The organism is Pseudolysinimonas sp. (assembly GCF_049651805.1).
Lineage (GTDB): Bacteria > Actinomycetota > Actinomycetes > Actinomycetales > Microbacteriaceae > Pseudolysinimonas_A.
The window spans coordinates 1-12,994 of record NZ_JBASCU010000052.1 but is presented as its reverse complement, the minus strand read 5'-3'; the positions used below and the strand labels follow the sequence as shown (position 1 = coordinate 12,994).

Below are 12,994 nucleotides of genomic sequence, written 5' to 3'. Positions count from 1 at the left end.
GGGTTACTCGGGGGTGTGGTTTCGACACGCGCCTTCGGCGCTACTCAACCCACGGGTTTCGACACCCGCCTTCGGCGCTACTCAACCCACGGGTTTCGACACGCGCCTTCGGCGCTACTCAACCACCGAGCGGGACTCGACCTACTTCTTCTTGGCGGCGGCCTTGCGCGGAGGAGCCTTGCGCTTCGGGGCGGGGCCCTTGGCGCGCTTGTCGGCCAGCATCTGCACGGCCCGATCGAAGTCGATCGACTCGATGTCTTCGCCGCGCGGGATCGTCACGTTCGTGATCGAGTCGGTGACGTAGGCGCCGAAGCGGCCGTCGCGGATGCGGATCGGCTTGCCCGACTCAGGGTCGGGCTCGAACTCCTTGAGAGCGCTCGAGGTACGAGCGGCGCCGTACTTCGGCTGGGCGAGGATCTCGAGGGCCTTGTCGAGGGTCAGGTCGAAGATGAGATCTTCCGACTCGAGCGACCGCGAGTCGGTGCCCTTCTTCAGGTACGGGCCGTAGCGGCCGTTCTGCGTCGTGATCTCGACACCCGTCTCGGGGTCCTGTCCGACGACCCGCGGAAGCGACAGCAGCTTGAGCGCGGTGTCGAGGTCGACCGTCATCGGATCCATCGACTTGAAGAGGGATGCCGTGCGCGGCTTCACCGCCGCCGTCTTCTTGGCGGCCTTCTTCTTGGGTGTCTTCACCTCGCCCGTGGCGGGGTCGACGACCGGCTCCGGCTCGGGCACGGCCTCGGGTTCCGGCTCGAGCTCGGTCACGTAGGGCCCGTAGCGGCCGTCTTTCGCCGCGATCTGCTTGCCGTTCTCGGGGTTGACCCCGAGAATGCGGTCGCCCACGACGGGCGCTTCGACGAGTTCCTTCGCTTTCGCGGTGGTGAGTTCGTCGGGCGCGAGCTCCGGCGGAACGTTGACGCGGCGCGGGGTGCCGTCGGTCGATTCGGGGTCGGGGGTTTCGAGGTACGGCCCGTACTTGCCGATGCGCAAGGTGATGCCGTCGGCGAGCTGCACCGAGTTGATGTCGCGCGCGTCGATCTCGCCGAGGTTGTCGACGACGGTGCGCAGCCCCTTGTGTTGCTCGTTGCCGTAGTAGAAGCCGGTCAGCCAGTCGACGCGGTTCTGCTCGCCGTCGGCGATGCGGTCGAGGTCATCCTCCATCTCGGCCGTGAAGTCGTATTCGACGAGATCGGCGAAGTGGTCCTCGAGCAGCCGCACGACGCTGAACGCGATCCAGTTCGGCACGAGCGCCGTGCCGCGCGGGGTGACGTAACCGCGGTCGATGATCGTCGAGATGATGCTCGCGTACGTCGAGGGGCGGCCGATGCCGAGCTCCTCGAGCGTTTTCACCAGGCTCGCCTCGGTGTAGCGCGGCGGCGGGCTGGTCTCGTGACCCTTGGCCTCGAGGTGTTGCAACAGAAGGTCCTGCCCGACCGTCAGGTTCGGCAGGCGCTTCTCGTCGTCGGCTTCCTTCGCCTCGGGGTCGCGGGCCTCGTCTTTACCTTCTTCATACGCGGCGAGGAAGCCGCGGAAGGTGATGACGGTGCCGGACGCCGTGAACTCGGCGGTGCCCGCATCCTCGGTGGTTCCCGCGATGGTGACGGATGCGGTCGAGCCGCGCGCGTCGGCCATCTGCGAGGCCACGGTGCGCTTCCAGATCAGGTCGTACAGCTTGAAGTCGTTACCGCGCAGCACCGACTGAAGTTCCGACGGGGTCTTGAAGACATCCCCGGCGGGGCGGATCGCCTCGTGCGCCTCCTGCGCGTTCTTGTTCTTGCCGGTGTAGACGCGCGGCTTCTCGGGAACGGTCTCGGCGCCGTAGAGTTCGGCCGCCTGACTGCGGGCCGCGTCGATCGCTTGCTGTGACAGCGCCGGCGAGTCGGTGCGCATGTAGGTGATGTGCCCGTTCTCGTAGAGACCCTGGGCGACGCTCATCGTCTGGCGAGCCGAGAACCGCAGTTTGCGGGCCGCCTCCTGTTGGAGGGTGCTCGTCGTGAACGGGGCGGCCGGGCGGCGCGTGTAGGGCTTGGTCTCGAGGTTGGTGACGGTGAAGGATGCCGCGTCGGCCCGCAGCGCCGTGGCCAGCTTCTCGGCGGCAGCCTCATCGAGGGCGACGACGTCGCCGGTGAGCTGGCCCTTGTCGTCGAAATCGCGGCCGGAGGCGACCCGCTTGCCGTCGAGGCGGGCGAGGCGGGCCTGGAAGGTCTCGGTGTCGGCGCCGAGTTCGGCGGTCAGATCCCAGTAGACGGCCGAGACGAAGGCGAGCCGCTCGCGCTCGCGGTCGACGACGAGCCGGGTGGCGGCCGACTGCACGCGACCGGCCGAGAGCCCCGGCCCGACCTTGCGCCACAGCACCGGGCTGATCTCGAACCCGTAGAGCCGGTCGAGGATGCGGCGGGTCTCTTGCGCGTCGACGAGCGCGGTGTCGATGTCGCGGGTGTTCTCCTGCGCCCGTTGGATCGCCTCTTTGGTGATCTCGTGGAACACCATGCGCTTCACCGGAACCTTCGGCTTCAGCTCTTCGAGCAGGTGCCAGGCGATCGCCTCGCCCTCGCGGTCTTCATCCGTCGCGAGGTAGAGCTCGTCGGCATTCTTCAGTGCCTTCTTGAGGTCGGCGACCGTGCGCTTCTTCTCATCGCTCACCACGTAATAGGGAGCGAAGCCGTTCTCGACGTCGATCGAGAACTTGCCGAGCGACCCCTTCTTCAGCTCCGGCGGGAGGTTCTTCGGCTCGATCAGATCGCGGATGTGACCCACCGACGCCAGCACTTCATAGCCGTCGCCGAGGTACTGGCCGATGGTCTTCGCCTTCGCTGGGCTCTCGACGATGACCAACTTGCGGCCGGCGGACTTCGACTCGGGCACTGTTCTCCTTCTATCCGGTGCACACCATACACACACTTTTCTTCAGTCGAGCCGGGGCGGCGTGTCGGGCGTCATCGTGGCGGGCCAGCCCTCGCCTGTGCCGTGACGATCACCCCGGCGATCCTCGCCGAGGTCGAAACCGTCGCCACGACACCTTCGAGATCGCATGCGACGAGGGTCGCGCCATGGGCGTCGACGACTCGCGCAGCCTCGTCGCACGGGATGCCGGGATGGATGCCGAGAGCCGTGTCGGCGGCGGCAAGCGCCCCGGCATCCGCAGCCGCGATCACACGCTGTCGGGCGGCGAGCGCGGCACCCACCCCCACCGCAGCGAGGGTGAGCACCGCCAGCATTGCGACGACGGCGAGGGCGAGGACGCCGCCGGATCCGGTCTCCTTCATGAGTCGTCGAGTGCGCAGGCACCCGCGCGGGCGCGCAGCCCGAGCACCGCGACCGGGCCGCTCGGCACGATCTCGACCCGCACGCACCGCAGGTCGCCGTCGCCCCAGCTGCTGAGTGCCGCCCCCGGCACCTGGCGCTCGAGTCGGGTGCCGACCGCTGCCGCCGAGTCGCCCCGGCCGAGCCCGCGCGCGGCGTCGGCCGCGGCATCCTGTGCCCGCACTTGCAGCCCGGCAACCTGCACGCCGCCGAGCAGCAGCGCCACGACGCCCAGCACCGCGGGGAACGCGAGCGCGAACTCGGCCGTCGCACTCCCTGCTTCGCCCCGTAGCCGCCGGATCATCCCGCGGAGTTCAGCGCGCGCTGCACCAGGTCGGTCAGGATCGCCTGCACCTCGCCCGACCTCAGGATCACCACGAGCAGCCCGGCGAAGCCGACGGCCGCCATGATGACGATCGCGTACTCCGCCGTCGCGGCTCCGGTCTCATCGCGCAGCCTCACGGTCAGCCGCTGCCACATCGAACGCATCGCGTACCTCTTTATCTCTCCGCTGGCGGAGGGTTCGGGGCACGAGCACATCCAGTCTGCACCGCTGCTCGCCACTGGTCCGGTCGGTGAGAACGAGCACGGCAACCGTCGACGGCCCCCGCCCTGTGCAGGACTCCGCCGACAGAGGGCATTTCGACACAAGGGAGCCCCGCGCGCGTGGCTCTTCGGCGTCATAGAACCCTCTATGGCGGAAGAGAGGACGGTGTCACAGCACGGCGAGGGTCGACCCGATCATCGCCAGTAAGAGAGGAGCGACGCCGAGGGCGACGAAGGCGGGCAACACGCAGAGTCCGAGCGGCAGCAACAGCCGGGTGCCGAGGGCGGCGATCCGCATCCGCACGGCGGCCTGCGCGTCGCGCCGCGCCTCCCGCGCTTCGGCCCGCAACAGCCCGGCGACCGGCACACCGGCCCGTTGCGCGAAGCCGATCGCCGCCGCCGCGGAGTCATCGGCTGGCAGCCCGGCCTCGCTCAGCGCCGCCGCCACCCGCTCGAGTGCTGCTGAGGCGGGGGCTCCTCCCGATACCGCCACGGCGACCAGCTCGCAGCCCAGCCCCGGGGTCGGATCGGCCTCGCGCGCCCGCGCGACGAGCCGTCGCATCCATCGCCGCGCTATCACCAGTAACCCGACACCGGCGACGAGGCAGAACCAACCCGGCGGCGTCGTCGCGAGTACGCCGAAGGTGTCGACGCCCAGCAGAGCGCCGCCGAACAGCCCCAGCCCCGGCAGCGCGAGCACCACGCGACTCGTGGCGAGCGGGCCAGCAAGGGCGATCGCCACCTCCCGCCGGGCGTCGTCCGTCGCCACCAGCACCTCACCGAGTCGGGCGAGCGTCGCGGCGAGGGGTGCCCCGGCATCCGTCGCCACCCGCCACGCCGCCGCGACGCACGCCCAATCGGATGCCGCCGCGGCATCCCGGGTCGCGGCGAGAATCGCGCCGGGCAGCCGGTCGGCGCCATCGGTCTCGGCCACCTGCATCGCGAAAGGCTGGGACTCGCCGAGGTGCCGCCATGCGGTGAGCGGGGGCAGCCCGGCCTCGAGCAGGACGGCGAGGCGCAGCACCGCCGCGGCGGGTGTCATGTGCGAACCTCAAGCCGTGCGCGGCGGTCGAGCCCCAGCGTCCCGAGTGCGGCGAGCCGGCGCCCCTGCGCCACCCGTTCGACGTGCAGCACGACATCGAGCGCGCTCACGGCCTGCCGAGCGACCGCGTCGGGCGACATCCCGGCGAGAGCGCCGAGCGCTTCGAGCCGTGCGGGTACGTCGGCGAGCGAGTTGGCGTGCAGGGTGCCGGCCCCGCCGTCGTGCCCGGTGTTGAGCGCGGCGAGCAGTTCGCGCAGCTCCGGCCCGCGGCACTCCCCCACCACGAGGCGGTCGGGGCGCATCCGCAGTGCCTCGCGCACCAACCGGTCGAGGCCGACACCGCCCGCGCCCTCCAGGTTGGGTTGACGCGCCTCAAGTGCGACGACGTGCGGATGCGCGATGCGCAGCTCAGCGACGTCTTCGAGCACGACGATCCGCTCGTTCGGGGGAGCAGCCGCGAGCAGCGCAGCGAGGAACGTCGTCTTGCCGCTGCCGCCCGCGCCGGTGACGAGTAGGTTCGCCCGCCGGGCGACCAGCTCTCGGATGCGCCCGATCGGCACCGCATCGAAGAATCCGGCGTCGTCGAGATCGTCGAGGCCCGGCCGCACCTCGGCGGGAAGGCGCACCGACACCAGGGCGCCGCCGCTCGACACAGGCGGCAACACGGCATGCACCCGCACCCCGTCGCCGAGCCGCACGTCGACCGCCGGGGTCGCCTCATCGAGGTGCCGGCCGCCGAGAGCGACGAGCCGCACCGCGAGATCCCGCGCCGCGGACGCCGACACGCGCACTCCATCGACTACCACCGCACCTGCGCCGCGGTCAGCCCACACGCTGCCGTCGCCATTGAGAAAGACGTCGGTGACGCCGCGTTCCGAGACGATCGCCGCGAGCGGTCCGAACGCGCTCGGCGCGATACCCCGGGCGACCCCGCTGCCTCGGGCGACGAATGCGGTCATCCGTCGATGATCCGCAGCCGCTCGGCTGCGCGGTCACGCCTCGGCGACGGCGGTGCACAAACCCGCGGTGCCCGGAGGGGGAAGGACCCGAGCTGGGCGACGCTGTACCCCGTTAACGCTGTACCCCGTTAAAAGGAGAGGGGCGGCGCCCATTGGGGGGAACAGGCGCCGCCACAGCGACGCTCGATTGGGGGGAATCGGGCACGTCGCAAGCCGAGAATTGCGCTCGGATGGTCCCGAGTGTACTCCAAATGGAGGACACCGCAATGGGAAAATTGATCACACCTTCCCCGTAACACGCAAGGGGTTCCCCACCCCCCAATCCGAGGGCCCGAAATCGCTGGATAGGATCGAAGCCGGACCCCTCAGGGGCCCCCGGCAACGCCGCCCGGCCGGTCGAGTACGACGAGGGAGTCCGCTCCCGCAGAGAGGCCAACGTCATGACGTCGATCGACAACCTTCTCCACGAGAAGCGTCGGTTTCCCCCGACCCCGGAGTTCGCGGCGGCCGCGATCGCCCAGCCCGACCTGTATGAGGCGGCGGCATCCGATCGCCTCGCCTTCTGGGCCGACCAGTCCCGCACCCTGCTGCACTGGCACGAGCCCTTCACCGAGACCCTCGACTGGTCGAACGCTCCGGTCGCCCGCTGGTTCGGCGACGGGAAGCTCAACGTCGCCTACAACTGCCTCGACCGGCATGTGCTCGCCGGCCGCGGCGACCGCGTCGCGTACCACTGGGAGGGTGAGCCGGGCGACACCCGCACGGTCAGCTACGCCGAGCTGACGACCGAGGTGAAGAAGGCCGCCAACGCCCTCGCCGCCCTCGGCGTCGGCCACGGCGACCGCGTCGCGATCTACCTGCCCAACATCCCTGAAGCCGTCGTCGCGATGCTCGCCGTCGTGCGGCTCGGCGCCATCCACTCCGTCGTCTTCGGCGGGTTCAGCGCCGAGTCGCTACGCGCCCGCATCGACGACGCGCAGGCGAAACTCGTCATCACCGCCGACGGCGGCTGGCGCAAGGGCAAGGTGTTCCCGTTGAAAGACACCGTGGATGCCGCGGTCGCCGGCGATTCGCCGGTCGAGCACGTACTTGTGGTGCGCCGCGGCGAGAACGACGTCACCTGGGGCGAGAAGGATGTCTGGTGGCACGACGCCGTCGGCGGTGCGAGCGACGAACACGAAGCCGAGGCGTTCGAGTCGGAGAACCCGCTGTTCATCCTCTACACCTCCGGCACCACCGGAAAGCCCAAGGGCATTCTGCACACCTCGGGCGGCTACCTCACCCAGGTCGCCTTCACGCACAAGAACGTTTTCGACCTGCACCCCGAGACGGATGTCTTCTGGTGCACCGCCGACGTCGGCTGGGTCACCGGCCACAGCTATGCGGTCTACGGCCCGCTCGCCAACGGCGCGACGTCGGTGATGTACGAGGGAACCCCCGACACCCCGCACCCGGGGCGCTGGTGGGAGCTGATCGAGAAGTACCAGGTGTCGATCTTCTACACCGCGCCCACCGCCATCCGCTCGTTCATGAAGCTGGGTCGCGCGATTCCCGACCGGTTCGACCTGTCATCGCTGCGGGTGCTCGGCAGCGTCGGGGAGCCGATCAACCCCGAGGCGTGGATCTGGTACCGCGAGGCGATCGGCGGGGGCAACACGCCGATCGTCGACACCTGGTGGCAGACCGAGACCGGCGGCATCATGGTGGCCGCGCTGCCGGGCATCACGACGCTCAAGCCGGGGTCGGCGCAGGATCCCGTGCCGGGCATCTCGATCGACATCGTCAGCGACGAAGGCGTCTCGGTCGGTCGCGATGAAGGTGGCCTGCTCGTCGTCACCGAACCGTGGCCGTCGATGTTGCGCGGCATCTGGGGCGACATGGACCGCTTCCGCGAGACCTACTGGGCGAAGTTCGCAGAGCAGGGCTACTACTTCGCCGGCGACGGCGCCCGATACGACCGCGACGGCGACCTGTGGCTGATGGGCCGGGTCGACGACGTCATGAACGTCTCGGGCCACCGGCTCTCGACCGCCGAGATCGAGTCGGCGCTGGTCGGGCATCCCGCGGTGGCCGAAGCCGCGGTGGTCGGTGCACACGACGACACGACGGGGCAGGCGGTGGTGGCGTTCGTCATCCTGCGTGCCGAATCCGTTGACCTCGAGGATGCCGCCACCGCGCTGCGGGGGCACGTCGCGTCCGCGATCGGCGCGATCGCGCGGCCGCGAGAGCTGTACGTCGTCGCGGAACTGCCGAAGACCCGGTCGGGCAAGATCATGCGGCGCCTGCTGCAGGATGTCGCCGAAGGCCGCGACATCGGCGACACCACCACCCTCGCCGACACCAGCGTCATGTCGATCATCGCCGACAAGTACGCCGCGTCGCCGAAGTCCGACGACTGAAGCCCCCCTTTAGATACGGGAGACCGTGGAGCGGCGGCGACCGATCGATGAGGCAATCGGGGTAGGGGTCCCCGCTCTTGCCTCAGCGGTCGGTCGGCGTCGCGCCACCCACGAGCAACCGGGCTAGGCGAACTCGAGGATGAGCTCCAGTTCGACGGGGGCGTCGAGGGGGAGTTCGGCGACGCCGACGGCGCTGCGGGCGTGGCGCCCGGCTTCGCCGAAGACCTCGCCCAGGAGTTCGGAGCCACCGTTGGCGACGCCGGGCTGGCCGGTGAAGCCGGGGGCAGAGTTGACGAAGACGACGGCCTTCACGACGCGGGTCACGCGGTCGAGCGATCCGATCGCCTCGGCAGCCGCAGCGAGGGCGTTGAGGGCGCACTGCCGAGCGAGGGCGGCGGCGTCCTCGGCGGTCACGGCATCCCCCACCTTGCCGGTCGCGAGCAGCTTGCCGTCGACGAACGGCAGCTGCCCGGCGGTGAAGACGAGGTTGCCCGTCACGACGGCCGGAACGTAGGCGGCGACCGGCTTGGCGACCCCGGGGAGTTCGAGGCCGAGTTCGGCCAGGCGGGCGGCGATGGCGCTCATTCGGAGTCTCCTGTGAGGGGGCGCTTGAGGTAGGCGACGAGGCCGCCCTCGGGGCCGGTGACGATCTGCACGAGCTCCCAGCCCTGCGACCCCCAGGTGTTGAGGATGGCCGTCGTGTTGTGAATGAGGAGCGGGGTGGTGACGTATTCCCAAGTGGGCATTCCAGGGCTTCCTTCAGGTTCGCAGCGTGACCCATCGCGTATCCTCACCCTATGCCCGCCCAGAAATCGACGGCCACCAGTGTGTTCACGGCCATTCTCGGAACCCTCGGTTTCAGCGCCATCGCCGGCGTTCTCGTCACCGTCATGGTCGCCCCCGCCATTGCCGTCACTGGCGTGACCGCCAGCAACACGGTCGGTATCTTCAACTCCCTGCCCGAGTACATCGAGCTCGACCCCGGCAGCCAGCAGAACACGATCGCCGTGCGCAACCCCGCCCAGCCGGATGCCGAAGCGGCCGACGCGTACATCACCGTCGCGACCATCTACAAGCAGAACCGCGAAGAGAAGTCGCTCGACGAGATCAGCGACTACCTCGAGTGCGCCGCGATCGCCGGCGAAGATCGCCGCTTCTACGAGCACGGCGGCGTCGACCTGCCGTCGCTCATCCGGGCGGCGCTCGGCACGGTCACCGGCGACGACGGCGCGGGCGGAGCGTCGACGCTCAGCATGCAGACGGTGCGCAACATCCTGCAGCAGCAGGCGCTCAACGACGAATCGAAGACCGACGAGGAAAAGCAGGAGGCCATCGCCTCCGCCCTCGACTATTCGCTTGATCGCAAGATCAAGGAAATGAAGCTCGCGATCGGGCTCGAGAAGAACTACACGAAGGAAGAGATCCTCCAGGGGTACCTCAACATCGCGGGCTTCGGAGGCAACACCTATGGTGTGCAGGCCGCCGCGAACCAGTACTTCAGCGTCGACGCCGCCGACGTCACGATCGCGCAGGCCGCAAGTCTGATCGCGATCGTGCAGTACCCGAACCTGCGCGATCTGAGCGACCCCGAGAACTACACGGCCAACCAGGAGCGCCGCGATGTCGTGCTCACCGCGATGGAGGACTACGGCTGCATCACCAAGGCCGAGCGCGACGAGGCGCTCGCGATCCCGGTCGACGAGACCTTCGTCCTGCCGTCGCCGTCGTCGGTCGGCTGCCGCAGCGCGTCGACGGGCTACGGCTACGTCTGCGACTACGCGCTGCACGTCGTCGACGAGCTCACCGCGCTCGGCACCACGCCGGAGGAACGCGAGCAGGCATGGGACCGCGGTGGCTACCAACTCGTGCTCACCATCCAGCCCGATCTGCAGGCCGTTGCCTGGAACACGGTGCACCAATGGGCCCCGTCCAACGAGACGCGTTTCGCGCTCGGGGCGGTCGCGACGTCTGTCGGGGTCGGCACCGGGGACATCCTGACGATGGCGCAGAACAAGACGTTCGACGACTCGTTGGAACCCGCTGATCCGCTCACCACCAACGCTGTGAACCTCGCGTCGGACGTCGCCCACGGCGGATCGCAGGGCTTCCAGCCCGGGTCGACGTACAAGCCGTATGTGCTGCTCGCGTTCTTGGCGGCCGGCCATGGCGTGAACGAGTCCTACAACGCCAGCATCCGCGAGGTGAACCAGGCTGAATTCGCAGACTCCTGCGAGCCGTACATTGCCGACGACGGCACCGTGCTCGGCCCGCCCTGGGGCGGCATCTACAAGTTCCGCAACGACTCGAACGAGTCGGGTTCGTACAACATCGTGCGCGGAACGGCCGGCTCGGTGAACTCGATCTTCATCCAGATGGCGAAGGCCGTCGACCAGTGCGAAATCCGCAAGCTCGCGGAATCTATCGGCGTGCACGATGCCGGCGGCAATGAGCTGATGACGCGTCCCTCGTGCTCGATCGGCGGTTGTGAGAACAACATCGCTCCGCTCACGCAGGCCGCTGCCTACGCCGCGATCGCCAACCAGGGCGTCTACTGCGAGCCGCGCATGGTCGCCGCGGTCATCGACTCGGCCGGTACAGTACTCCCCGGCCAGCCGACGCTCTGCGGACAGTCGCAAGTCTCGCCAGGAGTCGCCAACACCGCTGCCTACGCGATGGCGGCGGTCATGGGTGGCACCGGTTCGGCGTCAAACCCGAACGATGGCACGCCGTATATCGGCAAGACCGGAACGACCGATGAGTCGGTGCACACGTGGATGGTGGGCTCCTCCACGCGCGTCGCGACCGCCGTCTGGGTGGGAAACATCACCGGCAAGCAGGCCATGCGCAACGTGCGAGTCAACGGTACGAGCGGCGGCCTGTTGCGGCACCGCATCTTCCGGCCCATTGCGCAGGCGATCGACTCCGTCTACCCCGGTGGCGGTTTCCCGGGTCCCGACCCCGCCCTGCTGACCGGATCCCCGGTCGAAGTGCCGAACGTCGTCGGCGCGAGCCTCGAGCAGGCGAAGAACGCGATCGAACTCGCCGAGCTCGGCTTCGAGCACGGCGGCGACGTCGACTCCGACCTGCCGGCCGGTGTGGTGGCTTCGACCGACCCTGCTGCCGGCTCAGGTGTGCCGCGCGGGACGACGGTGCGGGTCTACACGAGCAATGGCCTGGCGGAACCGGTACCGAATGTCGTCGGCATGGACCGGAACGCCGCCCGAGATACGCTTGAGGACGCGGACTTCGACGTCGACGAAGTCTGCGTGGATGACGAAGATCTCGGCAATCCGCTGCCACCGCCCGCGGTCGATGAGGTGACATCGCAAGATCCGCCCGGCGGAACGATGCGCAACCCGGACACCACCACGGTGACGATCCGCTTCTACCGGCCGATCTGTCCATGACCCGCGCGCGCGCGGCGGGCGTCGTTCTCGGAGCGACGACCGCCGCGGCGGTCGGCGCGCTCGCCTGGGGCGTTTTCGTCGAGCGCACCCGCTTCACGGTGCGCCACGAGGTGCTGCCCATCCTCGAGCCGGGCGCGCGGTCGCTGACGATCCTGCATCTCAGCGATCTGCATATGGCCCCGTGGCAGCGCAAGAAGCAGGATTTCGTGCGTTCGCTGGCACGATACGAGCCCGACCTCATCGTCGATACGGGCGACAATCTGGGCCACGTCGACGGGCTCACCGGCATCCGCCGCGCTTTCGAGCCGTTCCACGGAATCCCCGGCGTGTTCGCGCACGGGTCGAACGACTATCACGGGCCCGTAATGAAGAACCCGTTCTCCTACTTCGGCGGGCCTTCGGGAAAGAAGACGCGCAAGCCCGACCTCGACGTGGCGGCCCTCAACGGCTTTCTGACGGACGACCTCGGCTGGCTCGACCTGAACAACACGGCCCGCGCGCTCGAGACGCGGGGACATCGCATCGAGCTCTTCGGCACCGGCGACGCTCACCTCGGCTGGGATCGGCTCGACGCCCTGCCCGGTGCCGTCGAGGCCCTGCGCGAAGAGGTCGAGTGGGATGACGACGGTGCGGTGCTCAAGCTTGGGGTCACCCACGCGCCCTACCGTCGCGTGCTCGAAGCCCTGACCACCCAGGGTGCCGACCTCATCCTCGCCGGACACACGCACGGCGGGCAGGTACGCATCCCCGGCCTTCCGGCACTCGTCACCAACTGCGACATCCCGCGCCACCAGGCACAGGGGCTGTCGGTGTGGGATGGGCAGCGCCACTCGGCCCTGCTCAACGTCTCGGCGGGGCTCGGCACGTCGATCTACGCGCCGGTGCGGTTCGCTTGCGCCCCCGAAGCCGTGGTGCTCACCCTGGTTCCCGTCGGCTATCCTTGACAGGTTGCCGCGCGAGACGCAGCAGCGGGGTATGGCGCAGTTTGGTAGCGCGCGTCGTTCGGGACGACGAGGCCGCAGGTTCAAATCCTGTTACCCCGACGCAAAGGGAGTGAGACCGCCGACGGGCGGTCTCACTCCCTTTGCTCGTGTGTAACTTCGGGCCCCATGGCGCCGGTTCCGACGCACCGCGAAGCGGAGTGGCGGCCGTGCCCATGGGCGTACCCAGTACTCAGCGAGAATCGCATTCGCGATTCTGCGTCCGTTTAGTGGCTCTTCATCATGAAGCGGGGTGAGCGGGTCGTTGCGGGGTGAGGGGCCGGGGTCTTCCAGGATGGAAGTTCCTACTCCTCCTTCGAGAAAGACCCCGACGTGTCTCACCCTATTTCGGGGTGCG

General features: G+C 68.9%; 11 protein-coding genes and 1 tRNA gene. 4 read left to right on the top strand and 8 right to left on the bottom strand.

Annotated elements, in window-relative coordinates:
• Nucleotides 1–141: 141 nt before the first annotated feature.
• The 6 genes from topA to WBL06_RS12945 all read right to left on the bottom strand — a co-directional run bounded on the left by topA (nt 142) and on the right by WBL06_RS12945 (nt 5,850).
• On the bottom strand, nt 142–2,865 hold the full coding sequence (topA, locus tag WBL06_RS12970; RefSeq protein WP_424456719.1) for a type I DNA topoisomerase: 2,724 nt from the start codon (nt 2,863–2,865) through the stop codon (nt 142–144).
• Between the two features lie 71 nt (nt 2,866–2,936).
• A complete protein-coding gene (locus WBL06_RS12965) occupies nt 2,937–3,266 on the bottom strand; it encodes an Rv3654c family TadE-like protein (RefSeq protein WP_424456717.1) in 330 nt (109 codons plus the stop codon).
• Nucleotides 3,263–3,607 (bottom strand): TadE family type IV pilus minor pilin, encoded by a 345-nt coding sequence (locus WBL06_RS12960; RefSeq protein WP_424456715.1) that lies wholly within the window; start codon nt 3,605–3,607, stop codon nt 3,263–3,265. Before WBL06_RS12960 ends, WBL06_RS12965 begins: the two co-directional genes overlap by 4 nt.
• Nucleotides 3,604–3,792 (bottom strand): DUF4244 domain-containing protein, encoded by a 189-nt coding sequence (locus WBL06_RS12955; RefSeq protein ID WP_424456713.1) that lies wholly within the window; start codon nt 3,790–3,792, stop codon nt 3,604–3,606. Before WBL06_RS12955 ends, WBL06_RS12960 begins: the two co-directional genes overlap by 4 nt.
• 226 nt (nt 3,793–4,018) lie before the next feature.
• The gene (locus WBL06_RS12950) at nt 4,019–4,891 is read right to left on the bottom strand and encodes a type II secretion system F family protein (RefSeq protein WP_424456712.1); all 873 of its coding nucleotides are present in this window, start codon (nt 4,889–4,891) and stop codon (nt 4,019–4,021) included.
• Entirely contained in the window at nt 4,888–5,850 is a 963-nt protein-coding gene (locus tag WBL06_RS12945; RefSeq protein WP_424456710.1) for a TadA family conjugal transfer-associated ATPase, read from the bottom strand. Before WBL06_RS12945 ends, WBL06_RS12950 begins: the two co-directional genes overlap by 4 nt.
• A gap of 440 nt (nt 5,851–6,290) precedes the next feature.
• Between WBL06_RS12945 and acs the strand changes: the two genes are divergently transcribed.
• Nucleotides 6,291–8,249 carry an acetate--CoA ligase gene (gene acs / locus WBL06_RS12940; protein ID WP_424456708.1) on the top strand — a complete coding sequence of 653 codons (1,959 nt, stop codon included), beginning with the start codon at nt 6,291–6,293 and terminating at the stop codon, nt 8,247–8,249.
• A 123-nt stretch (nt 8,250–8,372) separates the two neighbouring features.
• On the opposite strand, the gene WBL06_RS12935 is transcribed toward acs, so the two are convergent.
• Entirely contained in the window at nt 8,373–8,834 is a 462-nt protein-coding gene (locus WBL06_RS12935; protein WP_424456706.1) for a RidA family protein, read from the bottom strand.
• Entirely contained in the window at nt 8,831–8,995 is a 165-nt protein-coding gene (locus WBL06_RS12930; protein ID WP_424456704.1) for a hypothetical protein, read from the bottom strand. Before WBL06_RS12930 ends, WBL06_RS12935 begins: the two co-directional genes overlap by 4 nt.
• A 51-nt stretch (nt 8,996–9,046) precedes the next feature.
• On the opposite strand from WBL06_RS12930, the gene WBL06_RS12925 reads away from it, so the two are divergent.
• The 3 genes from WBL06_RS12925 (at nt 9,047) to WBL06_RS12915 (ending at nt 12,699) form a co-directional block, all read left to right on the top strand.
• Nucleotides 9,047–11,656, top strand: coding sequence for a transglycosylase domain-containing protein (locus WBL06_RS12925; RefSeq protein ID WP_424456702.1), 2,610 nt, complete (start codon nt 9,047–9,049; stop codon nt 11,654–11,656).
• Nucleotides 11,653–12,600, top strand: coding sequence for a metallophosphoesterase (locus WBL06_RS12920; RefSeq protein ID WP_424456700.1), 948 nt, complete (start codon nt 11,653–11,655; stop codon nt 12,598–12,600). The genes WBL06_RS12925 and WBL06_RS12920 overlap by 4 nt, the downstream gene beginning before the upstream one ends.
• A gap of 25 nt (nt 12,601–12,625) precedes the next feature.
• Nucleotides 12,626–12,699: transfer RNA gene (locus WBL06_RS12915), tRNA-Pro, on the top strand.
• Nucleotides 12,700–12,994 lie beyond the last annotated feature (295 nt).